This is a genomic window from Neotamlana sedimentorum (assembly GCF_000943565.1).
Classification (GTDB): domain Bacteria; phylum Bacteroidota; class Bacteroidia; order Flavobacteriales; family Flavobacteriaceae; genus Neotamlana; species Neotamlana sedimentorum.
The window spans coordinates 134,857-160,210 of the sequence record NZ_JTDW01000010.1 but is presented as its reverse complement, the minus strand read 5'-3'; the positions used below and the strand labels follow the sequence as shown (position 1 = coordinate 160,210).

The following is a 25,354-nucleotide window of genomic DNA, read 5'->3' as shown; positions in this document are numbered from 1 at the left end:
ATAAATTATTAGTGTTTACGGATATACAATAATACCTTTATTAAAATTACATATTAACTAAAATATTAGATTTAAAATCATTAAATGTTAAAAATATTAACAATTTGTATGTGTAATTATAAATGATGTTTAATTAAAATAAATAAGAGAAATGAGTTATTCTAAGCCAAAATTTAAAACCACCTATGGCAATTTTATAAACGGAAAGTTTGTCGATCCTATTGGTGGTGAGTATTTCGAAAATACGTCGCCAATTGATAAATCACTAATAGCAAAATACCCAAGATCGCAAAAAGAAGATGTTGAATTAGCTTTAGAAGCAGCAAACAATGCTAAAGAAGCATGGGGAAATACCTCGGTAACAGAGCGTGCAGCACTTTTAAATAAGGTAGCCGATATTATTGAAGCCAATTTAGAAGAATTTGCCTTAGTTGAAACCTGCGATAACGGAAAACCAATTCGTGAAACCTTAAATGCCGATGTGCCTTTAGCAGTAGACCATTGGCGCTATTTTGCAGCCTGTATTCGTGCAGAAGAAGGTAGCGCAACCGAGCTCGATGCAAACACCTTGTCTATGAATATTAAGGAACCTTTAGGTGTTGTAGGGCAAATTATTCCGTGGAATTTCCCGCTATTAATGCTTTCCTGGAAACTGCCACCAGCCTTAGCTACGGGTAATTGTGTGGTGTTAAAACCTGCAGAACAAACGCCGTCTTCGGCGACCTTATTAATGGAAAAAATTGCCGATGTATTTCCTCCAGGAGTAATTAATATTATTCATGGTTTTGGTCCAGAAGCCGGAAAACCTTTGGCGTCAAGCTCCAGAGTAGATAAAGTGGCTTTTACAGGAGAAACCACAACAGGACAATTAATTATGCAATATGCATCGAAAAATTTAAATCCGGTAACTATGGAGTTAGGCGGTAAATCTCCAAACATTTTCTTTAGTAGTGTTATGGATGCCGATGATGCGTTTTTAGATAAAGCCATAGAAGGTGCCGTATTATTTGCCTTTAATCAAGGTGAAGTATGTACATGCCCGTCACGAATTCTAGTTGAGGAAGCTATTTACGATAAGTTTATGGAGCGTGTTATAGAACGCACAAAAGCAATTGTTCAAAACAATCCGTACGACGCAAGTTGTATGGTTGGGGCTCAGGCATCGAACGATCAATATGAAAAAATTCAATCTTATATAAAAATAGGAGAAGAAGAAGGCGCAAAAGTATTGTGCGGTGGGGAAGCAAATAAAGAAGGCGATTTAGCCAATGGCTATTTTATAAAACCAACGATTTTAGAAGGCCACAATAAAATGCGTGTGTTCCAAGAAGAAATTTTTGGTCCGGTAGTTTGTGTTACCAAATTTAAAGATGAAGCTGAAGCTTTAGAAATTGCAAACGATACATTATATGGTTTAGGCGCTGGTGTTTGGACACGCGATGCGCATCAACTTTATCAAATTCCTAGAGCAATAAAAGCAGGTCGTGTTTGGGTAAACTGTTATCATTCGTATCCTGCACATGCGCCATTTGGCGGTTATAAAAAATCTGGATTTGGAAGAGAAAATCATCAAATGATGATGGATCATTACAGACAAACAAAAAACATGCTTATTTCTTACGATAAAAACAAACTAGGATTCTTTTAAGAACATCGTTTTTATTGAAGTTTACTTAAAAGGGCTGAATAAAAACTTCAGCCTTTTTTATTGATTTTTCAAAAAGTTTTCAATTTCAATGAATAATATAATATGTAAAATCTTAATTATTTATTAAAAACAGAAAAAGTGAGTTGTATTAAAAAAAATCTTCTTTAATTTAAATAAATGGAACGTATTGCTATTACCCAAGAAGCCGCAAAAATTGTAGAACAATTAAAACAAAAACATGGTGAATTAATTTTTCATCAAAGTGGAGGTTGTTGCGATGGTTCTGCGCCTATGATATTTGAAAAAGATGATATGTATTTAGACGAAAGCGATGTTTTTTTAGGCGTCGTTAATAACGTTAATTTTTACATGAATCAAGACCAGTTTGAATATTGGAAACACACACATTTAACCATAGATATAACAGAAGGTAGAGGCGCGAGTTTTTCATTAGAAATTCCTTTAGGATTACGTTTTATTATAAGATCGAGGCTTTTAACACCAGAAGAAGAAACATTTTTTAATAAAAAATAGAAAGCTTAATTTTAGCTAAATTAAAAAACTAAATAATACATGAGTAATTACCACATAAAACACTTAGAAGAATACTATCAAGTTTATAGAAAATCTGTAAGAAATCCAGAGGTGTTCTGGGAAGAGATTGCCGAAGAACATTTTATGTGGCGTAAAAAATGGGACAACGTTTTAAGTTGGGATTTTACAAAACCAGAAGTAAAATGGTTTGAAGGTGCACAATTAAATATTACCGAAAACTGTATTGATAGGCATTTGTACACACGTGGCGATAAAACCGCTATAATTTTCGAACCTAACGATCCAAAAGAAGCAACCGAACATATTACGTATAAACAACTTCACGACCGTGTTTGTCGTTTTGCCAATGTTTTAAAAGAAAAAGGCATTAAAAAAGGCGATCGTGTTTGTATTTATTTACCAATGATTCCAGAATTGGCCATTTCGGTTTTAGCTTGCGCTAGAATTGGCGCCATACACTCGGTTGTTTTTGCAGGATTTTCAGCATCCGCTTTAGCCACCAGAATAAAAGATTCTGAATGTAAAATGGTAATAACCAGTGATGGTTCGTTTAGAGGATCGAAAACCATCGATTTAAAAGGCATTGTAGATGAAGCTTTAGAAGATTGCGACACGATAGAAAGTGTATTGGTTGCTAAAAGAATTGATTCTGATGTTAATATGAAGAACGGTCGAGACCATTGGTTGCAACCGCTTTTAGATGAAGCCTATCACGATTGTGAACCAGAAATAATGAATGCCGAAGATCCTTTGTTTATTCTTTATACTTCGGGTTCTACAGGAAAACCTAAAGGTATGGTTCATACCACGGCAGGTTATATGGTTTATACCGCATATACCTTTAAAAATGTGTTTCAGTACCGAGAAAAAGATGTGTATTGGTGTACTGCCGATATAGGTTGGATTACCGGGCATAGTTATATTGTTTACGGGCCTTTATGTAATGGAGCCACAACGGTTATGTTTGAAGGCGTACCTAGTTATCCAGATTTTGGTCGTTTTTGGGAAATTGTAGAAAAACATAAAGTCAACCAGTTTTATACCGCACCAACAGCCATTCGAGCTTTAGCAAAAGAAGGTGTAGAGCATTTAGAAAAACATGATTTATCGTCTTTAAAAGTTCTTGGAACCGTTGGAGAACCTATAAATGAAGAAGCATGGCACTGGTATGATGATAATGTTGGGAAGAAAAAATCGCCTATTGTTGATACTTGGTGGCAAACCGAAACAGGAGGCATCATGATTACGCCAATTGCTTTTGCTACACCTACAAAACCAACGTATGCGACCTTGCCGTTTATTGGTATTCAGCCTGCATTAATGGACGAAAACGGCAAAGAAATAAAAGGAAACCAAGTGGACGGACGTTTATGTATTAAGTTTCCTTGGCCAAGTATGGCGCGAACTATTTGGGGAAATCATCAGCGGTATAAAGACACTTATTTTTCGGCTTTCGAAAATAAATATTTTACCGGAGATGGTGCCTTACGCGATGAGGTTGGGTATTACAGAATAACAGGTAGAGTAGACGATGTTATTATTGTGTCTGGTCATAATTTAGGAACTGCGCCAATAGAAGATGCCATTAACGAACACCCAGCAGTTGCCGAAAGTGCTATTGTTGGTTTTCCTCACGATATAAAAGGAAATGCATTGTATGGCTATGTAACTTTAAAGGAAACAGGAGAAAGCAGAAACCACGATAATTTACGTAAAGAAATTAACCAATTAATTACCGAGCAAGTTGGCCCAATTGCAAAACTTGATAAAATACAGTTTACCGCTGGTTTACCTAAAACGCGTAGTGGAAAAATTATGCGTCGTATTTTAAGAAAAATTGCTTGTAAAGATACCTCTAATCTTGGAGATACAAGTACCTTACTAAATCCTGAAATTGTACAAGGTATTATGGATGAGGTTTTGTAATTATTTAAGTAAATAATCCCACTCCAAATTTTTTCGTTTATCTAAGCGCGATAAAATTTTCAAGAAAATAACAGCAGTAATAAGCGCATCGCCAGTGGCGGTGTGCCTATCTGTTTTGGCTACATTTAGTTCTTCACACAAATCGTCTAAACTATAGTGTTCTTTTAAATTATCGCGATAAATGATATGTTTCGATTTATTGTAAAGATGTCCAGTATCGATAAACTTATTTTTGAGTTTTCCTAAGTTGTTTCTTAGTAACATTTCGTTAATCATATTTTTATCAAAACCAGCATGATGCGCCACCAAATCGGAATCTTTTATATACGCTAAAAATAGTTTTATAGCTTCAAGTTCCGATATTTTTTCTAAAGACCCATGTTTTAAAATACCATGAATTTTAACGGTTTCTGGTTTAAAAATATCTTGTTCAATATAAATTTCTAAGCTTTGGTTTACTTTAATAGTTTTACCTATAATACTAACCGCCCCAATAGATAAAATTCTATCTTCTTTTTTGTTAAAACCCGTAGTTTCAGTATCAAAAGCAACAAAACGCGTTGTTTTAATGTCGGTACGCTTCTTTGATTTGAAGTGATTTAGGTAGTCTAGCCAAAAATCTGGATACTCTTTTTTATTGTTTTTAAACCAATTTAGCATAGTACCTGTTTATAAATCGAATTTATATTTTAAAGTCTCTTGTATTTCATTTATAGGTTTGAAACAACGGCGTAATTTTAGTTTTTCTTCTTTGGTTAAAGTCTCTAAAACAATAAATTTTCCAGAGTTTTTATGAAGAATACCTTGCTTAGCTTTAAATTTTGAAAGGGCTTTAAAAGCATAGGCACAAGAATTGTACAACGCTTTGTTTTCGGGCTCAAGTTCTGCCATTTTTTCATAGCGTTCTGCCGTATTGTTAATGCCTTTAATTTTGTTAATTAAAACGAGTAATCTCGCAGAATCAATTAACGGCATTAAAGCGCGACTCTTTATATTAAATAGATCTTTTTGTTCGCCATTTTGTTCCACGACAAACTTTTTGAAAAAACCTACAGGAGATGGGCTTTTAATGGCATCACGTCCTAAAAATTTAAAGAACAATGATGTTTTATCAATGGTGGTAAAAATGGTTTCGGTTAAAGTATCAACTAAAGTTTCATTTCCATAAATATAACTATAGTCGAAAAAGATTGACGAAAGAAGTACTGCTTTTTCATCTGGCTTTAAAATCCAATTTTTAAATTGATCCCGCCATTCGCTAGCTGATTTACACCATTCTGGATTGCTTGCCATCATATCGGCTTCGCAATATTCAAAACCAATTTTGTTTAACCGTTCGCTAACTCGTTTTGCTAATTCTAGAAAATAACTTTTTGTTGTATCATAGTTTTCTTCCGAAACATCTTCAAAAATTAATGCATTGTCTTGATCTGTAAAAAGTAATTGTTCCCGGCGCCCTTGGCTTCCTAAGGCTAACCACGCGAAAGATACAGGAGGTTCTGTGGGCATTTTACTAACTGCAATCTCAACAGCTTTGTAGGTTACGGCATCATTAATTTGCGCCATAATTTTTACAATATGAGAAATAGGAATGTTTTGCTCTAAGTAACTTTTAAGAAGTGTGTTGGCTTTTAATCGTGCCGTTCTTAGTTTTTTTGTGCGGTTTGCGCGTTTTATTTCTTTTAAAATAACCGCTGGATTGTTTCCGAGCGAAACGAGAACATCGTGATGTGTTAAAACTCCAATAGCTTTAGAATTTGTGGTGCCATCTTTAGTAATGCACAAATGCCCGATACCATTTTTTATCATTTGTAATTGGCCATCGGCAACAGTAATATCGGGTTTACTTGTAATAACGGGAGCACTCATTATATCTGTAACAACAGTTTCAATAGGAAATTTACCAGTTCCTATTTTATTTTTTATATCACTATTTGTAATTATACCAACAGGATTTTTATTTTTATCGGTTACTATTATACAGCCAATTTTAAGCGTACTCATTTTAATTGCGGCATCACGAATTGTTGTGTTTTCCTTACATGTAACTGGGTTTTTTGTGTATTCAGCAGTTTGAAAATTTACCATATCGTTCGATGTGGTAGGAATATAATCTACAAAAACTTCAGCGTTTTCTTCGGAGGTGAAAGGGTCGTAGGCGTTTGTTGCAAAGGCCGTAATTAAGTATTTATAAACTTTGGCGTTATTATCTGCCACCGATTGGAATGTAGCAATAGGTACTGCATAAACAATAGATTCTTCGTTTGCCGTAGCTGTAAGTTTATAACTTTCTTTAGCAATAAGTGGGCGAACGCCAAAAATGTCGCCCACATCATTCATGTTTAAGTTTTTTTCTAGGCCATTAAGCGTATAGTGCAGCGTTATTGCGCCATCTCTTACCATGTAAAAATGGTCGTTAAAATGATCACCTTGGTTAAAAACAGTATCACCTTTTTCGAGATAAATAATGTTAACTTCGGAAGCGATTTTTAGTAAATCGGATGTGTTAATCATATTAAAAGGCGGATACCTATTTAAAAAATCGGCAACGCGTTCTGCAATAGAGTTTTTCATAATGGCAGGTAAACTGTATGGTGTTAAACCAGTTTAAAATCTAGAAGTAATTCGCCTTCGATACTAGCTTGTAAATGGTCGCCTTTTACATTTAAACCTACGCCTGAAGCTGGAGTACCAGTAAAAATTAAGTCGCCTGGTTCTAAAGTCATGTATTGCGATACAAATGAAATAATTTCGCTGAAATTGTAAATCATTAAATCGGTATTTCCAATTTGACGATCTTCTCCATTAATTTTTAATCCGAAATTAATATTGTTTAAATCAGGAAAATCACTTATTGGTTTAAAGTTCGAAATTGGCGAAGCACCATCAAACCCTTTTGCTAATGCCCATGGGCCTTTCTTTTCTCTGCTTTTAGCCAAAACATCTTTAGCTGTAAAATCGATGCCAACAGCCATTTCAGAAATGTAAGATTCGGCATCTTCTAAAGTAATATCTTTTCCTTGTTTACCAATTTTAGCTACCAATTCTACTTCGTAAGCCAGTTGTTCTGTAATAGCAGGGAAAGTAATGTCGTTATTATTGGTAACTATTGTAGAATTTGCTTTAATAAATATGGTTTGAAAGCCTGTTTTAATAGCTTCTATTTCCGATTTATCGTTTACATAGTTTTTACCTATTCCTATTAGTTTCATTTTATTTTTAGTTTATAATTTAGGCTATAAAAATACTAAATATAAACACATCATTTATGCATTTTGAAAGGCTCTTTTTCGTTTTAAAATTAAGAAAACAACTAGCGATAAAATGCCAAAAAATGAAAAACCAATAAATAATGGTAAAACCGAGGTGTTTACATAAGTGCCAATAAAATTAGCAATAGGAACGGCTAAAACAGTAGACAGAAACCCGTTTATTGCAGCACCAATACCAGCGATATGCCCAAGTGGTTGCATAGCTAAAGCGCGTAAATTTCCAAATAGAAAACCTACCGCAAAAAATTGCATGGCAAAAAATGGAACTAAAATAAAGATGCTTGGGTTTTTGCCACCCCAAAATAAAATTACGAACAATAAAGAAATTGCGGCATACGCAATACAGGCTTTGTAAGCAATGTTAAACATGCCAAAACGTTCTACTAAACGACTGTTTAAAAAAGTGGCTAAACCTATAGAAATAGCCAAACTTGCGAAAATGTATGGAAACATTTCGGCCAGTTTATATTGTTCTTGAAAAATTTGTTGCGATGTACTTAAATACACCATAAACGAACCTGTAATAAAGCCAGAAATAAAGGTGTAAGCAACGGCATCACTATTTTTAAAAAATTTTTTAGTACCATTTACGTATAAGTTTGGCGAAAATTTAATGCGGTTCGATTTTGCTAAAGTTTCGGGTTGCCTTAACCAAAACCATAATATAATTAAAAGCCCAAAAAGTAAATTAAAGTAGAAAATGGCTTCCCAATTAAACATGTGAAACAAAAACTGCCCAAGGGTAGGTGCAATTACTGGTACAAGCAAGAAAAACATAACTATTATGGATATGATTTTTGCCATGTAATCACCTTCAAACTGGTCGCGAACCATTGAAATACTAATTGTTCGTGCCGAAGCTAAACCAAAACCCTGTAAAGTTCTACCAAAAATCATAATGGTAAAACTTTCTGTCGTTAAGCAAAAAATACTAGCAATAATAAAAATAAAAAAACCAATATACACAATGGGTTTACGCCCAAAACTATCCGATAAAGGGCCTAAAACTAATTGCCCGCAACCAATACCTAAAAATATCATGGTGATTAGTAATTGGTTTTTACTTGGGTCGAAAGAGTTTAGTGTTTTTCCAATTTCGGGAATTGCAGGTAATAAGGCATCTATTGAAAGCGCAACAATCGACATAAGCGATGCCATGAGTGCAACAAATTCAAATTTAAATTCTTGAGGTTTTTGCATGGGGCAAAATTAAGCTAATTAATGAGCTGTAAATGGTTTTTATAATTAATTAACAAAATGTTATTATTTAGAAATAGTTTATTGATAATAGTTTTGTCGCTTAGAGAGTTTAATCTATTTTTAGTATTTATTGCTAGACGATTAATTATATAGTTAAACAAATGTTGTAGTATGAAAATTTTTAGTTGTCCAAAATGTAAATCCGATTTATTTTTTGAAAATTCAAGTTGTGTTAAATGCCACGAGAAAGTTGGTTACAATGCCATTTCGGATGCGTTTGAATCTACGCGTTTAAATAGAAATTTAAAGTTTTGCGAAAATAAAAAGTATGCTGTGTGCAATTGGTTACTACCAAAGACCGATAATTCTAAATTCTGCAAAGCGTGTGCCTTAAACCGAAAAGTACCTCATGCAAATGATATCGAAAATTTTAATAAATGGAAAAAATTAGAAATAGCAAAGCATCGGTTAATTTATCAGCTTATTAAATTAAAGTTACCTCTTGTTCCAAAACTAGATGATGATGAAGGTATTGCTTTCGATTTTTTGTCTAAAGATAACAAAGAGAATAAATTAACAGGACATAGTAATGGTGTTGTAACAATTTTGCTAACTGAAGCGGATGCTGTAGCACGGGAGCAAAATAGAGTTGAAATGAATGAACGCTACCGAACTCTTTTAGGACATTTTAGACATGAAATTGGGCATTATTATTGGATGTATTTTTTTAATAATAATTCAAGCAGCCTCAACGCATTTAGAAGTTTTTTTAATGATGAACGACAAGATTATGGTAAGGCATTACAAACATATTATAATAACGGAGCCCCTAAAAATTGGAATTTAAATTACATAAGTAAATATGCCACGTCGCACCCTTGGGAAGATTGGGCCGAAACATGGGCGCACTATTTACACATTATGGACACGTTAGAAACTGGTAACCAAACAGGCATTGCATTTACTCGTGAAAAAACAGACTTTAATGAAGAGCCTGTTTTTAAATGCTCTAATCCTTATTTAATAAGTGACTTTAATATAATATTTAAAGAAAGTACGACTTTAACTTCTGCTGTAAATAGTTTAAATCGCTCTATGGGCTTGCCAGATGTTTATCCGTTTATTGTACCTCAACCTGTATTTAAAAAGCTTAATTTTATTCATAGCTTATTTATAAATAAAAGCTAATTGGCAAATTGTTTTTATTTAAACACCGAGTTGTTTTGATGTCTTTTTATTGCTTTTCGCGATAATACAATACCTATAAAAAGTGATATAAAAGCGCCAATCCATATACCTGGAATAAAGTCTATAAATAAGAAGAAATCGTAGGCGCCATGAAAAATAACAGCCAATAACAGACCTATAAGATTTAAAATAATTCTGTTTTTTGCGAATTTGGCTGTACCCATAAAATATCCCATTAAAATACCAAATGTGGCGTGAGCAGGTACCGCTGTAAATGCTCTTAAAATAGCTGTTTGGTAACCGCCTTCAAGAACATAAAATATATTTTCGGTTGCGGCGAAACCCATAGATACCATTACTGCATAGACAATACCATCGAAAGGTTCGTTAAAATCTACTTTTTTTTGAGCGTAGTAGCGCACAATAATATACTTACTAAATTCTTCGGTTAACCCTACAACAAAAAAGGCTTGAATAAATTGCTGAATGATACTTAATCCGTCAGTTAAAGGTAAATAAATATTGAAAAAATAGTAAAGTATACTTGTTATAATAATACTTACAATGGCACCAAGCAGAAAACTAATTGCTAAAAGTTTTTTAGGCTCTTTCTCGTATAAATCGCGCGTGTAAATGTAAATTATTATGATAAAAATTGGCGCTATGGCAAGAAGTAATAAAGTCATTTATTTTAACGATTCTTTTATTTTTTTAAGCACAATTTCGTAGTATGCTTTATTACTAGGGATTAAATGATTGTTGTTGTTAATTTCGAGAGTGTTTATTAAATCTTCAAAATTTTTTAAACTTATTAATTTTAAAGCTTCAACTTCATCTTCTTGTGGTGTTAATTTTGATAATGGTACTTTTAACTCGGCTATAAATGTATTATGAAATTCGTTATCGTGTACACCATAATCGTACGATTGAAAACACTTGAAAGCACCAATTTTTTCTAAATCAGTTTCATCAAGTTCTAAGCCAATTTCTTCAAACGTTTCTCTTAAACATGCTTCTTCTGCGGTTTCTCCAGCATCAATATGGCCTGCAACAGATACATCCCATAGTAACGGACAAATAAGCTTTTTTGCAGAGCGTTGCGATAATAAAATGTCGCCATTTTTGGTGTAAAGCCATAAGTGCGCCGTATTGTGCAATAAACCTTTGGCGTGTATTACAGATTTTAATGCTGTTTCTCCGGTTGGGATACCGTTTTTATCTACAATGTCTATTAATTCGTCCATACTTTTGGTATTGCACAAAGCAATTTGAAAATATTTTCGTGTTGAGAAAAGTCTTTTTTACTGAATCGAAATGACCGGTTTAACTAAAAAAAGATTCCCGCTTTCGCGGGAATTAATACTATTCAAAATAACTAAAAGTATCGCCGTCGTTAATTTTTAATAACGATTCGTAAATAAGTTTAATTACATTTTCAACATCTTCGCGATGTACCATTTCTACTGTGGTGTGCATGTAGCGCAATGGTAAAGATATTAATGCAGAAGCTACGCCGCCATTACTATAAGCAAAGGCATCGGTGTCGGTTCCTGTTGCTCTAGATAAAGCCGAACGTTGAAATGGAATTTTCTTAGCTTCAGCAGTATCAATAATTAAATCGCGTAATTTTTGTTGTACCGCAGGCGCATAAGCCACAACAGGACCTAGTCCAAGTTCTAAATGGCCTTCTTTCTTCATTTCAATCATTGGTGTTGTGGTATCGTGAGTAACATCGGTAACAATCGCCACATTCGGTTTAATGGTTTGCGTAATCATTTCTGCACCACGTAATCCAATTTCTTCTTGCACCGAATTGGTAATGTATAACCCAAAAGGCAATTCTTTTTTGTTCTCTTTAAGTAAACGAGCTACTTCTGCAATCATAAAACCACCCATACGATTATCAATGGCTCTACAAACAAATTTGTTGTCGTTTAAAATGTGAAATTCATCTGGATAGGTAATTACACAACCCACATGTACACCTAATTTTTCAACCTCTTCTTTGTTTTTACAACCGCAATCTATAAAAATGTTGTCTGGTTTTGGTGCTTCTTCTTTAGCACGGTTTCTGGTATGTATTGCAGGCCAGCCAAAAACACCTTTTACAATACCGTTTTTCGTATGGATATTAACCACTTTACTTGGTGCAATTTGGTGGTCGCTTCCGCCATTTCTAATGACGTAAATAAGTCCGTTGTCGGAAATATAATTTACATACCAAGAAATTTCATCGGCATGTCCTTCAATAACTACTTTATATTTAGCTTCAGGATTTATTACACCAACGGCAGTTCCGTAGGTGTCTGTAATAAATTCATCTACATAAGGTTTTAGGTAATCCATCCATAATTTTTGCCCTTCCCATTCGTAACCAGTTGGGGCAGCATTATTTAAGTATTTTTCAAGGAATTCTATCGATTTTGTATTTAGAATACTGTTTTGTGACATATATAAAAGTTTTGCACTAAAATAATAATATAAATAGAAAAAAAATGTTTTGCAGTATGTAAATTAGTAATTTTGGCATAGAGAATGCTCCAGTATTTTACAGATGAACCGTTTAAAGTACATACTATTAATATTTCCGTTTTTAAGCTTTGCTCAAATGCATGAATTTAAGCAAGATTCTACTTCGGAAAAATACCTGATTATTAAAGGCGATTCGGTACCACAAACATCTATAAATTTAGATGAGGTCATGCTTTTGCATAAGTTACGGTTTAATAGCAGAGAAGACCGTATTCGTTATTTAATATTACGTCGAAAAACGATAAAAGTTTACCCTTATGCAAAGTTGGCAGCAGAACGATTAGACTCCATGAATTCGCGTTTGGCTACCTTAAAAAAATCGAGTCAGAAAAAAAAATACACAAAACACATTCAAAAATATATTGAAAATGAGTTTTCTGAAGAACTCAAGAAATTTTCGCGTACCGAAGGACAAATTTTAGTTAAACTAATTCATAGGCAAACCGGCGTTACTGCTTTCGATTTAGTAAAGGATTTACGAAGCGGTTGGCGTGCCTTTTGGTATAACACAACAGCGAGTATGTTCGATATTTCTTTAAAAAAGGAGTTCGATCCATTAAATGAAAAAGAAGATTATTTAATTGAAGATATTTTACAGCGTAACTTTCAAAGTGGTCGATTAGAACGTCAAAAATCGGCCTTAGATTTCGATTTTTACGATCTCACCGATAAATGGCTAAACGCCAAAGAATCTAAAGAAAAATAATGCGTATACAATCGCCTTTTGAAGAAAAACTAAACGCTATTTCTCATGCTATTGGGGCCGTTCTTGGTGTGTTTGCACTTTTTCTATTAATTGTAAATAATTCGCAAAAAACAACTTGGAGTTTATTTAGTGTGGTGGTTTACGGGTTTTCTATAATTGTGTTGTTTACAGCATCAACTTTGTATCACGCTATAAAAAATGAAACGCGGAAACACTATTTTAGAATTCTCGACCACATAAGCATATACTTTTTAATAGCTGGAACTTACACGCCTGTTTGCCTAATCGCTTTAGACGAAAGTAAAGGCTGGTTACTATTTTATTTGGTTTGGGCTATTGCAGCCTTTGGTGTAATTTTAAAACTGTTTTTTACAGGAAAGTTCGAAGTGTTTTCAACGCTGTTGTATTTAGTAATGGGCTGGCTTGTGGTTTTCGATTTTACGGCATTATCTCAACAAATTGGAGATGACGGAATTTGGTATTTATTCGCCGGAGGTGTTGCTTATACAGGTGGTATTGTGTTTTATGTCATCGAGAAAATACCCTTCAATCATGTAATTTGGCATGTGTTTGTATTGGCAGGTGCCGTATTTCATTTTATTATGGTTTATTTTTTTGTGATTTAAGGAATGGAAGTTTGTATTGCTAAAACTAAAAGTGATTTGTTCAAAATAGAAGCATTAGCTAAAACTATTTGGGAATCACATTATACACCAATAATAGGCGAGGAGCAGGTAGCGTATATGTTGAAGAAGTATCAATCTGCTGATGCTGTAAAAATGCAGATAGAATCTGGTTATATTTATTTTATAATAAATTCGGCTAATGAACCCTTAGGATATTTGGCCATAAAGCCAGAACAGGACTCACTTTTTTTAAGCAAATTATATGTTTTAAAACGCTTTCGCGGAAAAGGTTTTGGTAAGCAAGCTATCGCTTTTGTTGAAGAAGAAGCTCTAAAAATGGGGCTTTTAAATATTAGACTTACAGTTAATAAGTATAATCGCCAATCAATAAAAGCTTATGAAAGCATAGGATTTATAACTACAAAAAAGTTACTTGTGGAGATTGGCAACGGTTTTGTAATGGACGATTACGAAATGGTAAAAATGCTTGCTTAATTTTTAATCGAGAAGTTTAACTTCACATTCGCTTAAAATATAATTAAAGTGCTCTACATCGTCTGCATTTAAGGTTAACTTACCAGTTACAGAAACAATATCGTCGGTTTTTAAATCTTGTCGGTCTTCAAATTGCATTTCAATAGCTGTTTCCGGACCGCCAACACCGCAGAAAAAACAAGACGACATTGGGCCTTTGGATAGCATGTATAATTTGTCCTTTGGAGAAATATGTAAAAAGTAGCCTGTAATTGTGATACGTTTTCCTTCTAAAGCCTTTATAGATTCAGAAAATTCTGGAACTAAAAACACATCATCGTATACTGGAAAAAATTTTTCTACAAATTTTACTTCCGATAAATCTTCCCAAGTAATTAGTTTTTGACCAAAAGAAGTCGCAGAGGTTATTAAAAATAAGGCTATTAATATTTTATTTTTCATTGCTTAAAATAGTTGAAATATTCATTTTTAAAATTGGGTAAATCGCCAAAGCAATGGACAAAGTTACCATTATAAAAACTAATATTGCAACTTGCATGCCATCTTCAAAGGTTAAAGTTTTAATAATATTTTGTTTAAAACCTAATCGAGCTGTTTTTAAAACTAGAGTTAAACCAACTTTTACAAACAAGAAACCTGCTAAAAAAGCAATTATTGCAACAGTAAAACCTTCGTAAGCAATCATTTTAATTAATTGAAAATTACTTGCGCCGTAAGTTCTTAAAATTGCTAAATCGAAAGCGCGTTCTTTTACCATTTTATACAGATTTACAAAAATGGTAATTCCAGATATAATAAGTATTAAATAGGCTATCCAAGTAATGGTTTTAAACCCAATGCTTGTAAATTCGTATAATCTGTCTAACTCATATTTAGGAATTGCTGCTTGTAAATTACTGCTTTCGTTTACTTTTCGTGGAAAATTTAAAAGTGCTACTGGGCTTCTAAATTGTACTAACAATGAAGTGATTTCTTTGTCTTCGTCATGATGATTTTCGTGCTCGTGATGAGCTTCATCCGTAGTTTCATGATCGTGTTCGTCGTGTTCGTCGTGTTCATGATGCTCATTGTCATGTTCATGTGCTTCATGAGTTTCGGAGTCGTTATGTTCTACTTCATGCGAGTCTGTATGTTCTTCTTCTTCATGATCATGAACATCCCAAACCGTTTCTAAATTGGTTACAATTAAACGATCTATTACTTTTTGCGTGGGTTTTAAAATACCAACAACAATTAACTCATCGTCATGAACATCAATAGTATTATCCACCAAACCGTGGGAACTTTTAAAAGTGTCACCCAATTTTAAATTTAGGTTTTTGGCTAAAGTTGCTCCAATAACAACTTGAAAAGCTTCTTTTGTAAATTGTCCGTTTTCTAATTCGGCGTTATAAAAATTATAGAATTCATCGGTTGTTCCAACAATGCGATAGCCTTTGTAATTATCGCCGTAAGAAATAGGAACTGCCGTTTTAATTAAACGGTTTTTTGCTAATTTTTTAGCTTCAGCGTATTTTATATTTCCTGTGGGATTATCTAAATGAAGAATGGACGCCAAAACGAGTTGCAACGGACTTCCTTTTGCGCCAATTACCAAATCTATATCACCTAAATTGTTTTCCATTTGGTATTCAAATGAAGATTTTATTTGCTGAATACCCAACAATAAAGTGATACTTAATGCTAAAATAACTATACTTAAAACCGTATAAAACGATTTCGATTTTAGGTTTTTTATGCTAATTTTCCAGATGTTCATAGCGTCATGGTATTTTCAAAAAAGGACTTTATGCGCTGGTCGTGTGTAATTACAATTAAATGCGCCTTGTTTTTTTCGGCTTGCTGTTTTAACAAGTTAATTACAGCCTCACAGTTTTCATCATCTAAACTCGATGTAGGTTCATCGGCTAAAATGACTTGTGGATTATGCACCACAGAAAGCGCAATGCCTAAACGCTGTAGTTGGCCTTCGCTTATCTGGTTTATTTTATTGTTTTTACAAGCCGTTAAATTAAGTTGCTCTAAAAGGTCGTTTAGTTTGTTTTGATTTTCTTTTTTATTGCAGAAGAATAAGCGGGCTTGTAAATTCTCTATAACACTTAACGATTGTATGGCGTGTTTTTGCTGAAATACTAAACCAACATTTTCACCTCTAAATTTATCGAGTTTACTGCTCGATAATGTGTTAATATTGGTGTTGTTTATAGTAACATTTCCAGTTTCTGGTTTTAATAAACCGGCTAAAAGATGCAAAAGCGTGGTTTTACCAATACCAGATTTCCCTACTATTAAAAGATGTTCGTTTTCTTTTAAATGAATATCAGGAAAGCCAATAGCGGTTTTCTGGTTTTTATATTTAAACGTAAGATTTTGGGTTTGTATCATTGTTAATTCAAAAAAATCTTTAAAACTAAATAAGGTATTATTTTATTACATTTAATTGCGACGCAATCGCCTCATTTAAAACTTCTGGCTTACTGCCAGGACCAATAGTTAGTAATTTTGCGCCTGTAATTGGAACACCTTTAAACGGCCGAATATTAACAGAACCATCGGGTTTGCGCTCAAAATAAGTGTAGTTATTGTTATTAGCAAGCTTTGTACAACCTTTAACACGTAAAATACTTTTTGGCAAGTGGTCGCATATGTTTTTTATTATTTCCTCCGAAGGCAAATCTGGTAAATCTACAGAACAAGATGCCCAATGTGCTTTTAAATGATCAAGTTTTTCGGCATTGTTTTTAGATGGTAATAATTTAGGTAACAATAACACATCTAAGGCATTAAAATCTATAATTTGTGCAGATGGATTTAATTGTTTTAAATCTTGAATAACGGTGTTTTTTCGGTGTGCATCAACCTGATCTGAATGTGTTAAAACTAGGAGGGAAGACACTTGAATTTGATTTGACTCTAATTCGTTATGTTCGCCTCGTTTTTGCCAGTTATTTACATCGACCACAGAGAGTTGAATGGGGGGTAAAAAGCGCTCGTTTAGCCCAACGCCTAAAAATTCCATAAGCGAACACGCATCCGATGTGCCGTTAGCTTCAATTAATGTAACACCATTTATGCGTTCGGGAATGCGGTTTACAGTATCGCGCAGCTCTACCATACCACTGCAACAAATACAGCTTCCGCTTAACGGTTTTATGGAGTTTAAGTTAAGCTGTTCTCTAAACTGTTGTACATCCATATTGGCGTTTTCGTAATCGTTTAAAATTACAAAAGGTTGCCAGTTTTTAGCTTGAAAATTTTCAATTAAGTACTTTAAAAGTGTGGTTTTACCAGCTCCTAAAAATCCAACTATGGTAATTACAGCTTCCATGGTTTATTTGTTTTTAGGTCTGAATGGTTTAATAACATTTTCGTTACACTCTAAATAAGGCCCTTGAATAAGGTCGATACAATAAGGTACTGCAGGAAAAACAGCATCTAAACATTCGCGAATAGATTTTGGTTTACCGGGTAAATTTATAATTAAACTGCTGCCTCTAAGTCCAGCAGTTTGCCTAGATAAAATGGCCGTTGGCACATATTTTAAAGATTCGGCGCGCATAAGCTCACCAAAACCAGGCATCATACGGTTGCAAACAGCTTCAGTGGCTTCTGGGGTTACGTCACGTTTTGCGGGTCCTGTGCCACCTGTGGTTACCACTAAACAACAATTTTCGTTATCAACCATATCAATAATAGTTTGCTCAATAACATCTTGTTCATCTGGAATAATTTTATAAATAGCTTGCCAGTTTGAAGTTAAATAGTCGTTTAGCGTATTAATAATGGCTTTTCCGCTTAAATCTTCATAAACGCCATTACTAGCTCTATCGCTTACGGTTATTATTCCTATTTTAATGGATTGCATAATTGCTGTTTAATACACAAAGTTAAGTATTTGTTGGTGCGAAATTTTCAATTGGCCAAGAATCTGCATAAGGAAATAGGTTGTTTTTCCAAAGGTTTACTTCGTTATCGGTTAGCAAACATTTTTTGAGTTGTGCAATCATGTTAAAATAAGTTGGTTAATTTATGTTGATGAATTATTAACAATACCGAAAAACTCGTTTCGTTGTAGTTCGTTGTTAAACGCACCATCATATTCAATAGTTGTGGTAAAACTATCTTTGTCTTTAATGCCTCTGGAAGATACACAGAGGTGTTTTGCAGAAATCATAACAATAACATCTTTGGTGTTTAAAACCGCTTGCAGGTCTTTTAAAATTTGAAGCGATAAACGTTCTTGTACTTGCGGACGATGGGCATAATAATCTACCAGCCGGTTAATTTTAGATAAGCCAATAACTTTATCTTTAGGGATGTAAGCAATATGCGCATGCCCAGTGATTGGTAAAAAGTGATGCTCGCACGACGAATCGATAGTTATGTTTTGTTCTACAAGCATTTTTTTATACTTGTATTTGTTTTCAAAAACCGAAAGTTTGGGTTTGTTTTTTGGGTTTAAGCCGTAAAACAACTCTTTTACATACATTTTTGCAAAGCGGTATGGTGTTCCAGATAAACTATCGTCGGTTAAATCTAAACCTAACTCTTCCATTATTTTTGCAAAGTGATGTTTTATGTTTTCTATTTTTTCGTCATCACTTTTATCAAAAGCATTTGGTAGTAAAGGCGTTTCTATGTTTGTAGAGATATGGTTGTCTCCAATGTTTTCAATTAAATCTTTATTCATTATTTATACAGCAATTATCGGTTTTACATTGGCAGTATTTTAAGTTGTAAATATGAAGTATCACCATGGTAATAGCCACTGCATACATAACAAGTTCAGGTATGCTGAGCCATTCTAATTTTTCGTTTACTATTAAAAAAAACAAGAATCCCCAACACACCCAAAAACTTTTTTTAACAGCATTATTAGTGCTGTTTTTGGTAGATTGGTAAACGGCAAAAAAGGATATTACAATAAAAACAAAATCTATAGACTGCCACCATACGGGTACGGTTTCTGTGGCACAACATGCAGCAACCGATGTTTGAGCTATAAACAAAAAAGGCGTTAATAAACAATGTATTAAACATAAAAAGCTTGCCATGGCGCCCCAAGAATCTGGCTTGTATAAGGTTGTTTTCATTTTTAACTATTAATGCAACTAAGTTGCAAATATACTTATATTGTTTGTTAATGCAACTAAGTTGTATTAAATTTGTGATATGGGAGTTGTACGTAAAACACAGTCGGTTAGTTTAGTTTTAGAAGCTTTTAAGGCAGATAGTAAAGCTATATCTGTAATAGATTTGGTTGATAGATTTAACGATAAAATAAATAAAACCACAGTGTATCGTGTTTTAGATAGGCTAGAAGACGATGGTGTTTTACATTCCTTTTTAGGAGTTAACGGTATAAAATGGTATGCGCCCTGTAAAGATTGTAGTGAGCACAAGCATTCCGATGTGCATCCGCATTTTCAATGTACCGATTGCGGAAAAATAGATTGTTTAAATGTAGATATTACAATACCAAAACTACCAAATAGGGAAGTAGTAGGCGCTCAAGTATTAATTCAAGGAAAATGTGAAGCTTGTTGTAATTAGTTAGCCTTCAATAACCTCTTTATATTCTTCAAAAAAGGCTTCGAATAAGCTCATGTTTTCATTAAAAAACGCCATTACTTGTTGCCAGGTGTTTTTGTTGTGTATAGAAACCTTTTGATCTAAAGGCACGTAAATTCTAGAAATTTCTTTTTGGTTTTCAAGAAAATATTCTTCTTCGTAAATGGCATTAGGCAAATAATCGTCGTGTAAAATACTTTTTAAGGCTACTAATTTTTCCCAGTATTTAATTCTAAATTCTAAATCGTCTTCAACATCAAGCGCTACTAAAGCTTTTTTAGTATCAAAATGGAATTTAAAGCTAAAGCCTTTCAGTTTTGTATCGTACAAAATCCATTTTCTCGGAAAAGATTTTCCAAAGCTAATCCAGAAATCTTGTCGTAATATGCGCGATTCTTCTTTACTAAACATTTAAAATTTTTCTATTTGGTCGTTCCGTGAAAGCGATAAATTAAATAAAATAGGCAACGGCAACCCCTAAAATTATAGCCACAAATTTCGATAAATTAAATTTATGTCCGTCGCCACTTTCAAACAAAATCGTAGTACTAATATGAAAAAATATACCAATAACAATAGCGTTTATGGCGCTTACCGTGTCGTGATTTAAGTTGGCGGTGTTCGATATTAAAGTGCCCAAAGGCGTCATTAACCCAAAAACTACTAAAAATAAAAGACTTTGTGTTTTACTAAAATGCGACTGCAGTAAAAACAATGTAACCATAGTAGCAATAGGAATTTTATGCACCAAAACACCAAGTACCATGGTGTTGTGGTCGTGTATAGGGAAGCCTTCTAAAAAACTATGAATACATAAACTAATAAATAATAGCCATGGGAATGTACTGTCGTTTTTATTTACATGAACATGCCCATGCTCTGCACCTTTAGAGAAAAGCTCTAAAACAATTTGCAGTAAAATACCGCCCATTATTAAAAGGCCAGTAAGTTTGGTGTCCAGGTGATGGTAAACTTCTGGTAGTAATTCAAATAAGGTTAAGGCTAATAAAAAAGCACCACTAAACGATAATAATAATTTGTTGTTCCAAGACTTTTGTTTTTTAGTAAAAAAAGCCAAAACAATACCTAAAATAACAGCAATAACAGGTAAGAGAAACTTAATCATTTAACTTAAAATTATTTAAATATCATAATTAAACGTTCCGATTGTTTTACATCGAACTTATTTAATTTATAATCGCCAAAAGTATCCAATAAAAATATATCGGCCGCTTCAAACAAGGCTTCAAAATCTTTTAACGAAAACCCACGCACACGCTCTTGAAAATTATAGTTTTCGCCTTCGTGTGTAAAACTAATATCTTTAACAATATAGCCATTATCAACAAAACGTTTTAAATAAAAGGTAATATCGTCTACGGTTTTAACCTCTTCGGGTACTAAATTATCAATAACAAAATCGCTATTCATAAAATCGATAACCCCAAACCCCGATTCGTTTAAGTTGCTTTTAATGGCTTTTAGGGTATTTAGGTTATCTTCATCAAAATCAAAATACCCAAAACTAGTAAACAAGTTAAAAACAGCATCAAAAGTTTCGCCAAAAGGTTGGCACATATCATGCACCTTAAAATGTAGGCTACTATTTTCAAACTGTTTAGCAAAAGCAATACTATTTTCGCTTAAATCGGCACCCGTAACATTGTAACCAATACTGTTTAAGTATTTAGAGTGCCTGCCTTTGCCACAAGCTAAATCTAAAATTTGTCCGTTTTCGGGTAAATTAAGGTAATTGGTAAGGTTATTCATAAAAACCTCGGCCTCTGTAGTATCTCTATCTTTGTATAGCGTGTGGTAAAACGGGGTGTTAAACCACGAAGTAAACCATTTGGTAGTTTGTTTTGTCATAATTTTTTGGAGGTTACCACGCTTAGGCGCGGTCAGGCTTTCCGTTATATCTTTTTATTTAGTTCGTTGTAATTGCTATCGCATTACACCAACCTAAATAAAAAGGATGCCACTGCAATCCTTAACCTAAATATCAGTAAACTTTATGTTTCGGGCAAAATTACATTATTTTTGCAATGTATTTTATATAAACTATGGAAGAAAACTTTAAAATGATAGCCAAAACCCTTTTTGGCTTCGAAGATATATTAGAAAACGAACTTATACAGTTAGGTGCGCAAAACATAAACAAAGGTGTGCGAATGGTTTCGTTTGTAGGCGATAAAGGCTTTATGTACAAGGCAAACTTAGCGTTGCGTACGGCTATAAAAATTTTAAAGCCTATACATTCGTTTAAAGTAAAAAACGAAACCGATTTATATAAAAACATTTACGCCATGGATTGGAGTAAATACCTAAAATCCAACGGTACCTTGGCTGTAGATGCTACCATACACTCCGATTTGTTTTCGCATTCCTTATTTATAGCACAAAAAACAAAAGATGCTATTGTAGATAAGTTTCGTGAAACTACCGGCGAGCGCCCAAGTGTAGATTTAAAGTTTCCCGACGTTAAAATAAACGTGCATATTAGTAAAAACCACTGTAATATTTCGTTAGATACCTCTGGCGATTCCCTACATAAACGTGGTTATAAAACCGCTACAAACATTGCGCCTATAAACGAAGTGTTGGCAGCAGGATTAATTATGCTATCTGGTTGGGATGGACAAAGCGATTTTATGGACCCCATGTGTGGCTCAGGCACTATGCTAATTGAAGCGGCTATGATTGCCTGTAACATACCGCCAAACTTAATGCGCAAAGAGTTTGCTTTTGAGCGTTGGCCAGATTGGGATGTGGAGTTATTTGAAAAAATTGAAGAATCGTTACTTAAAAAAACACGCGATTTTCACCATAAAATAATAGGTTACGATAAAGCACCAAGTGCCGTAAAAAAGGCACAAATAAATGCAGAAAATGCCCAATTAGACGATTTTATTACCGTAAAACACGAAGATTTCTTTAAAACCCAAAAAGGCGGAAACGAAAAATTGCACATGGTGTTTAACCCGCCCTACGGCGAACGTTTAAATATTGATATGGAATTGTTTTACAAAAACATAGGCGATACCCTTAAACAAAGTTACCCAGGCACCGATGCCTGGTTTATTACCAGTAATTTAAATGCTTTAAAACATGTTGGTTTGCGCCCTTCGCGAAAAATACAACTGTACAACGCTAAATTAGAATCGCGTTTAGTAAAATATGTAATGTACGAAGGTAGTAAGAAAGCTAAGTTTAATTAGGATTAGTTTGTGTTGCTTATCGGTTAGTATAAGAATAGTACCGGATTAAAATACACTAACTTTTCGGTTAAACACAGACCTTTATTATATTTACTTACTTTCGTTTTAGCGATTGAACCGCTATTGTTTTTATACAATGTTGTAGCCAGTACTTTTTATTGGTTTAATTAAAAGTAGCCCCTGACTCAGACTACTTTTTAGTAAGAACTCAGCTATAGAGTTTACTTACACCGTTTGTGTGTGTCGCTATTGCTAGCTGTCAGTTACGGTATGCCTTAATACACTTCTTGACTTCTTTTAGCTTGGAGTTCTAGTCCAAAATCAAACTCTGTCCATTTTGTAAACCAGAATTTTTCTTGCTCAATTAATGTAATTTGATTGTCCTTAATATCGACTAAAGATAATAATTCTTTTTTGTACTTATATTTTTCATCTTTTAACTCTTTAATATAGATTTTTAAACTTTTTGAACCTCTTGTTTTAGCATCTTTAACTTTCCATTTAAGATGTGACCTGACTTCGTTATTAAGATATGGGCAAGTCATTATATCAAAAAACAGTAAGATTAATTCTGTATCATCTTTCCAGCCATAAACTTTGCCTGTTTTAAATTTTTCTAGAATAACATTTTTCAACTCTTCCAAAATAGGAGCGTAAGCTTTAATGTTTTTAATATAAAAGAGCAAAACAGTTATTGAAAAATAGTTTAATTCACTATTAAAATTTACAGAATCTTTTTGTTTAATTGTTGCATTAAAGTATGAGCATAAAACATTTATATTTAATCTATATTCCCTTCCTAATTGACTTAATGCAATTAAGAGATAAAGCGTCTCAATTTGAGTTTCTTTTTTGCTTTTATTTTTGTGAAGAATTAAATTTATTTCATCTGATATTTTTTTGAAAATGTTATGTTTATTATTAGAAGTGAACGGTTCTTTATATTGATTTGTTTTGTTTTTTTTCAAAAAACTATTAATTCTGTCAATTATTAGACAAACTTTGATTGTTGAATTAACTTTGGGTGAAACAGAGTATAAAAAGAATGTTACATCAAGAATTTCTAAAAACCCTTTTTCAAATTCTTTTTGAGTTTTAATGGTGATTTCATTTTCAAAATTTTTATACTTTTTGATTAATTTTTTAGTTTTATTATCTAGGACAGCTAATGTGTAATTCATTATGTCCTTGTATTCTACTTCAGATTCTTTAATAATTGATTTAAATCGAGTTATTACATTATTAGAACTGAAATATAGTATTGAATTTGACTGCTCATTATCTTCTTCTATTATTTCTTTTTCTTTTAAAACTAAATGATTATTAAAAAGGTCATTTATTTTTTGTTTAGCAATACTTATTTCTGTAATTATTGGCTTGGAATATAATAATGACTTTTTATCGTTCAAGTACATTTTATACTCTTTTAATGACAACTTAAATGCTTCAGTTATTTTATCTATCTGTGATTCTTCATTGTAAAAAATAAAGTAGTCATCTACATATCTAAAAATCTCATAATCGACCTTATGTATTAAATTGCTTTCTTTAGAATCTATTGATTTTAGTCTTTCGTAGATATTAACATCTATTTGTTGTAAAATTAATTCGGCAAATATTCTTGAGAATTCTGGACCAATAATAATCCCATTTGTTTCATTTGCATTTAGGTCTTGCATTAAACAATCAAATTTACCACCAAAAGTAGCTTCTAATGAATTAATATTTGATTTAACTATTCTTTTATTTGTTAATGCCCAAGGAAGAGTATGAGTGTATATGCTATCGAAACATTTTGTGATATCTATTTTTAGTAGTTTATTATACTTTTTTTCACTTCTATGAAATTGATATGATTCATAAAATTTATGGATGTTACTGTATTTTCTGTAACTAAAAAATGATTTTAAGTTTTCGTACTCACTATCATCTTGTTCAATTTGGGAGTGTTGCAAGTCTTTATCTTCATTTCTTTTATGAAGTACATCATTGTAAAATGTAAAATTTGCCACCTTGGATGGCTTTCTAATTGAAAAAGGACTTAATGAGGAATAATAGACTATTATGTTTTTATATTTTTCATAAAATTCTACCATCTTACGTTGGCTAACAGGATGAATTACGCACAATTCCCTAAAGTCATTTTTTTTATGTGTGATATTAAACCTAAATGGTATAGTCTTTTCTTTAACACCAAAAAGAATTGATTCTATTTCAGAGTATGCTTTTCCGCATTTTAATTTATAATCAGCTTTCTCTTTACTTTTTAATTTGTTAAGTTTGTTATGGAATTTTTGACTGTTTATTAAGTATTTATAAAAATATCTATTGGAAAAAGTTACTGGTGTTTCATATGGTAAAACATCAGACAAAACAACTCGTTCTTTGGAATATGATATTGGAATTTTCTTTTTCAT

General features: G+C 33.0%; 27 protein-coding genes. 9 read left to right on the top strand and 18 right to left on the bottom strand.

Annotation, left to right across the window (positions count from 1 at the left end; translation table 11 throughout):
• Positions 1-151 precede the first annotated feature (151 nt).
• The 3 genes from PW52_RS13055 to acs all read left to right on the top strand — a co-directional run bounded on the left by PW52_RS13055 (position 152) and on the right by acs (position 4,129).
• Positions 152-1,648 (top strand): aldehyde dehydrogenase family protein, encoded by a 1,497-nt coding sequence (locus PW52_RS13055; RefSeq protein WP_044633400.1) that lies wholly within the window; start codon positions 152-154, stop codon positions 1,646-1,648.
• A 177-nt stretch (positions 1,649-1,825) separates the two neighbouring features.
• Complete coding sequence (locus PW52_RS13050) at positions 1,826-2,182, top strand: DUF779 domain-containing protein (protein ID WP_044633399.1); 357 nt, start codon at positions 1,826-1,828, stop codon at positions 2,180-2,182.
• A gap of 39 nt (positions 2,183-2,221) precedes the next feature.
• Positions 2,222-4,129, top strand: a complete 1,908-nt coding sequence (gene acs / locus PW52_RS13045; RefSeq protein ID WP_044633398.1) for an acetate--CoA ligase — start codon at positions 2,222-2,224, stop codon at positions 4,127-4,129.
• Here acs and PW52_RS13040 read toward each other — a convergent pair whose 3' ends face one another.
• From PW52_RS13040 to PW52_RS13025, 4 genes are read right to left on the bottom strand one after another with little or no spacing between them, the layout of a single operon-like run.
• The gene (locus tag PW52_RS13040) at positions 4,130-4,789 is read right to left on the bottom strand and encodes a 3'-5' exonuclease (protein ID WP_044633397.1); all 660 of its coding nucleotides are present in this window, start codon (positions 4,787-4,789) and stop codon (positions 4,130-4,132) included.
• A 9-nt stretch (positions 4,790-4,798) separates the two neighbouring features.
• Complete coding sequence (locus PW52_RS13035; protein WP_044633396.1) at positions 4,799-6,703, bottom strand: DUF294 nucleotidyltransferase-like domain-containing protein; 1,905 nt, start codon at positions 6,701-6,703, stop codon at positions 4,799-4,801.
• A gap of 23 nt (positions 6,704-6,726) precedes the next feature.
• Positions 6,727-7,341, bottom strand: a complete 615-nt coding sequence (locus tag PW52_RS13030) for a fumarylacetoacetate hydrolase family protein (protein WP_044633395.1) — start codon at positions 7,339-7,341, stop codon at positions 6,727-6,729.
• Positions 7,342-7,395: 54 nt separating this feature from the next.
• Positions 7,396-8,601: a multidrug effflux MFS transporter gene (locus PW52_RS13025; RefSeq protein WP_044633394.1), complete on the bottom strand. Its 1,206-nt coding sequence runs from the start codon at positions 8,599-8,601 to the stop codon at positions 7,396-7,398.
• 171 nt (positions 8,602-8,772) lie between these two features.
• Here PW52_RS13025 and PW52_RS13020 point away from each other — a divergent pair, with 171 nt between their 5' ends.
• A complete protein-coding gene (locus PW52_RS13020) occupies positions 8,773-9,789 on the top strand; it encodes a zinc-binding metallopeptidase family protein (RefSeq protein WP_044633393.1) in 1,017 nt (338 codons plus the stop codon).
• A 14-nt stretch (positions 9,790-9,803) separates the two neighbouring features.
• Here PW52_RS13020 and PW52_RS13015 read toward each other — a convergent pair whose 3' ends face one another.
• From PW52_RS13015 to PW52_RS13005, 3 genes are all read right to left on the bottom strand, one after another.
• Positions 9,804-10,475, bottom strand: coding sequence for a PrsW family intramembrane metalloprotease (locus PW52_RS13015; protein WP_044633392.1), 672 nt, complete (start codon positions 10,473-10,475; stop codon positions 9,804-9,806).
• Complete coding sequence (locus tag PW52_RS13010; RefSeq protein WP_044633391.1) at positions 10,476-11,033, bottom strand: NUDIX hydrolase; 558 nt, start codon at positions 11,031-11,033, stop codon at positions 10,476-10,478. It abuts the gene before it with no gap.
• Positions 11,034-11,151: 118 nt separating this feature from the next.
• Positions 11,152-12,240: a M42 family metallopeptidase gene (locus PW52_RS13005; RefSeq protein ID WP_044633390.1), complete on the bottom strand. Its 1,089-nt coding sequence runs from the start codon at positions 12,238-12,240 to the stop codon at positions 11,152-11,154.
• Positions 12,241-12,343: 103 nt separating this feature from the next.
• Here PW52_RS13005 and PW52_RS13000 point away from each other — a divergent pair, with 103 nt between their 5' ends.
• The 3 genes from PW52_RS13000 to PW52_RS12990 are packed head-to-tail and all read left to right on the top strand — an operon-like array spanning position 12,344 to position 14,148.
• On the top strand, positions 12,344-13,027 hold the full coding sequence (locus PW52_RS13000) for a DUF4294 domain-containing protein (protein ID WP_044633389.1): 684 nt from the start codon (positions 12,344-12,346) through the stop codon (positions 13,025-13,027).
• On the top strand, positions 13,027-13,653 hold the full coding sequence (trhA, locus tag PW52_RS12995) for a PAQR family membrane homeostasis protein TrhA (RefSeq protein WP_044633388.1): 627 nt from the start codon (positions 13,027-13,029) through the stop codon (positions 13,651-13,653). Before PW52_RS13000 ends, trhA begins: the two co-directional genes overlap by 1 nt.
• 3 nt (positions 13,654-13,656) lie before the next feature.
• The gene (locus PW52_RS12990) at positions 13,657-14,148 is read left to right on the top strand and encodes a GNAT family N-acetyltransferase (protein WP_044633387.1); all 492 of its coding nucleotides are present in this window, start codon (positions 13,657-13,659) and stop codon (positions 14,146-14,148) included.
• Positions 14,149-14,151: 3 nt separating this feature from the next.
• Here PW52_RS12990 and PW52_RS12985 read toward each other — a convergent pair whose 3' ends face one another.
• From PW52_RS12985 to PW52_RS12955, 7 genes are all read right to left on the bottom strand, one after another.
• A complete protein-coding gene (locus tag PW52_RS12985; protein ID WP_044633386.1) occupies positions 14,152-14,589 on the bottom strand; it encodes a hypothetical protein in 438 nt (145 codons plus the stop codon).
• A complete protein-coding gene (locus PW52_RS12980; RefSeq protein WP_044633385.1) occupies positions 14,579-15,907 on the bottom strand; it encodes an ABC transporter permease in 1,329 nt (442 codons plus the stop codon). Before PW52_RS12980 ends, PW52_RS12985 begins: the two co-directional genes overlap by 11 nt.
• Positions 15,904-16,533: an ATP-binding cassette domain-containing protein gene (locus PW52_RS12975; RefSeq protein WP_044633384.1), complete on the bottom strand. Its 630-nt coding sequence runs from the start codon at positions 16,531-16,533 to the stop codon at positions 15,904-15,906. Before PW52_RS12975 ends, PW52_RS12980 begins: the two co-directional genes overlap by 4 nt.
• A 37-nt stretch (positions 16,534-16,570) precedes the next feature.
• Positions 16,571-17,476 (bottom strand): GTP-binding protein, encoded by a 906-nt coding sequence (locus tag PW52_RS12970; protein WP_044633383.1) that lies wholly within the window; start codon positions 17,474-17,476, stop codon positions 16,571-16,573.
• A 3-nt stretch (positions 17,477-17,479) separates the two neighbouring features.
• The gene (gene mog, locus PW52_RS12965; RefSeq protein WP_044633382.1) at positions 17,480-18,013 is read right to left on the bottom strand and encodes a molybdopterin adenylyltransferase; all 534 of its coding nucleotides are present in this window, start codon (positions 18,011-18,013) and stop codon (positions 17,480-17,482) included.
• A 162-nt stretch (positions 18,014-18,175) separates the two neighbouring features.
• Positions 18,176-18,838 carry a GTP cyclohydrolase I FolE gene (folE, locus tag PW52_RS12960; protein WP_205618139.1) on the bottom strand — a complete coding sequence of 221 codons (663 nt, stop codon included), beginning with the start codon at positions 18,836-18,838 and terminating at the stop codon, positions 18,176-18,178.
• On the bottom strand, positions 18,831-19,241 hold the full coding sequence (locus PW52_RS12955) for a MerC domain-containing protein (protein ID WP_044633380.1): 411 nt from the start codon (positions 19,239-19,241) through the stop codon (positions 18,831-18,833). Before PW52_RS12955 ends, folE begins: the two co-directional genes overlap by 8 nt.
• A 79-nt stretch (positions 19,242-19,320) precedes the next feature.
• On the opposite strand from PW52_RS12955, the gene PW52_RS12950 reads away from it, so the two are divergent.
• Entirely contained in the window at positions 19,321-19,701 is a 381-nt protein-coding gene (locus tag PW52_RS12950; RefSeq protein ID WP_044633379.1) for a Fur family transcriptional regulator, read from the top strand.
• Here the strand turns inward: PW52_RS12950 and PW52_RS12945 are convergent, their stop codons facing one another.
• The 3 genes from PW52_RS12945 to PW52_RS12935 are packed head-to-tail and all read right to left on the bottom strand — an operon-like array spanning position 19,702 to position 21,588.
• A complete protein-coding gene (locus PW52_RS12945) occupies positions 19,702-20,130 on the bottom strand; it encodes a DUF4268 domain-containing protein (protein WP_044633378.1) in 429 nt (142 codons plus the stop codon).
• A 40-nt stretch (positions 20,131-20,170) separates the two neighbouring features.
• Entirely contained in the window at positions 20,171-20,845 is a 675-nt protein-coding gene (locus tag PW52_RS12940; RefSeq protein WP_044633377.1) for a ZIP family metal transporter, read from the bottom strand.
• 11 nt (positions 20,846-20,856) lie between these two features.
• Positions 20,857-21,588 (bottom strand): class I SAM-dependent methyltransferase, encoded by a 732-nt coding sequence (locus tag PW52_RS12935; RefSeq protein ID WP_044633376.1) that lies wholly within the window; start codon positions 21,586-21,588, stop codon positions 20,857-20,859.
• Positions 21,589-21,782: 194 nt separating this feature from the next.
• Here PW52_RS12935 and PW52_RS12930 point away from each other — a divergent pair, with 194 nt between their 5' ends.
• Entirely contained in the window at positions 21,783-22,937 is a 1,155-nt protein-coding gene (locus tag PW52_RS12930) for a THUMP domain-containing class I SAM-dependent RNA methyltransferase (RefSeq protein WP_044633375.1), read from the top strand.
• 275 nt (positions 22,938-23,212) lie between these two features.
• Here PW52_RS12930 and drt3b read toward each other — a convergent pair whose 3' ends face one another.
• Entirely contained in the window at positions 23,213-25,354 is a 2,142-nt protein-coding gene (gene drt3b / locus PW52_RS12925) for an antiviral reverse transcriptase Drt3b (RefSeq protein WP_044633374.1), read from the bottom strand.

Coding starts and splice junctions, on each gene's coding strand:
- PW52_RS12970 (WP_044633383.1), bottom strand. CDS start 17,476: ATGGAAGCTGTAATTACCATAGTTGGATTTTTAGGAGCTGGTAAAACC.
- PW52_RS13035 (WP_044633396.1), bottom strand. CDS start 6,703: ATGAAAAACTCTATTGCAGAACGCGTTGCCGATTTTTTAAATAGGTAT.
- PW52_RS12940 (WP_044633377.1), bottom strand. CDS start 20,845: ATGATTAAGTTTCTCTTACCTGTTATTGCTGTTATTTTAGGTATTGTT.
- PW52_RS13005 (WP_044633390.1), bottom strand. CDS start 12,240: ATGTCACAAAACAGTATTCTAAATACAAAATCGATAGAATTCCTTGAA.
- PW52_RS13050 (WP_044633399.1), top strand. CDS start 1,826: ATGGAACGTATTGCTATTACCCAAGAAGCCGCAAAAATTGTAGAACAA.
- PW52_RS13000 (WP_044633389.1), top strand. CDS start 12,344: ATGAACCGTTTAAAGTACATACTATTAATATTTCCGTTTTTAAGCTTT.
- acs (WP_044633398.1), top strand. CDS start 2,222: ATGAGTAATTACCACATAAAACACTTAGAAGAATACTATCAAGTTTAT.
- PW52_RS13015 (WP_044633392.1), bottom strand. CDS start 10,475: ATGACTTTATTACTTCTTGCCATAGCGCCAATTTTTATCATAATAATT.
- folE (WP_205618139.1), bottom strand. CDS start 18,838: ATGAATAAAGATTTAATTGAAAACATTGGAGACAACCATATCTCTACA.
- mog (WP_044633382.1), bottom strand. CDS start 18,013: ATGCAATCCATTAAAATAGGAATAATAACCGTAAGCGATAGAGCTAGT.
- PW52_RS13010 (WP_044633391.1), bottom strand. CDS start 11,033: ATGGACGAATTAATAGACATTGTAGATAAAAACGGTATCCCAACCGGA.
- PW52_RS13030 (WP_044633395.1), bottom strand. CDS start 7,341: ATGAAACTAATAGGAATAGGTAAAAACTATGTAAACGATAAATCGGAA.
- PW52_RS12930 (WP_044633375.1), top strand. CDS start 21,783: ATGGAAGAAAACTTTAAAATGATAGCCAAAACCCTTTTTGGCTTCGAA.
- PW52_RS12935 (WP_044633376.1), bottom strand. CDS start 21,588: ATGACAAAACAAACTACCAAATGGTTTACTTCGTGGTTTAACACCCCG.
- PW52_RS12990 (WP_044633387.1), top strand. CDS start 13,657: ATGGAAGTTTGTATTGCTAAAACTAAAAGTGATTTGTTCAAAATAGAA.
- PW52_RS12950 (WP_044633379.1), top strand. CDS start 19,321: ATGGGAGTTGTACGTAAAACACAGTCGGTTAGTTTAGTTTTAGAAGCT.
- PW52_RS13025 (WP_044633394.1), bottom strand. CDS start 8,601: ATGCAAAAACCTCAAGAATTTAAATTTGAATTTGTTGCACTCATGGCA.
- drt3b (WP_044633374.1), bottom strand. CDS start 25,354: ATGAAAAAGAAAATTCCAATATCATATTCCAAAGAACGAGTTGTTTTG.
- PW52_RS12955 (WP_044633380.1), bottom strand. CDS start 19,241: ATGAAAACAACCTTATACAAGCCAGATTCTTGGGGCGCCATGGCAAGC.
- PW52_RS13055 (WP_044633400.1), top strand. CDS start 152: ATGAGTTATTCTAAGCCAAAATTTAAAACCACCTATGGCAATTTTATA.
- PW52_RS13040 (WP_044633397.1), bottom strand. CDS start 4,789: ATGCTAAATTGGTTTAAAAACAATAAAAAAGAGTATCCAGATTTTTGG.
- PW52_RS12945 (WP_044633378.1), bottom strand. CDS start 20,130: ATGTTTAGTAAAGAAGAATCGCGCATATTACGACAAGATTTCTGGATT.
- PW52_RS13020 (WP_044633393.1), top strand. CDS start 8,773: ATGAAAATTTTTAGTTGTCCAAAATGTAAATCCGATTTATTTTTTGAA.
- trhA (WP_044633388.1), top strand. CDS start 13,027: ATGCGTATACAATCGCCTTTTGAAGAAAAACTAAACGCTATTTCTCAT.
- PW52_RS12975 (WP_044633384.1), bottom strand. CDS start 16,533: ATGATACAAACCCAAAATCTTACGTTTAAATATAAAAACCAGAAAACC.
- PW52_RS12980 (WP_044633385.1), bottom strand. CDS start 15,907: ATGAACATCTGGAAAATTAGCATAAAAAACCTAAAATCGAAATCGTTT.
- PW52_RS12985 (WP_044633386.1), bottom strand. CDS start 14,589: ATGAAAAATAAAATATTAATAGCCTTATTTTTAATAACCTCTGCGACT.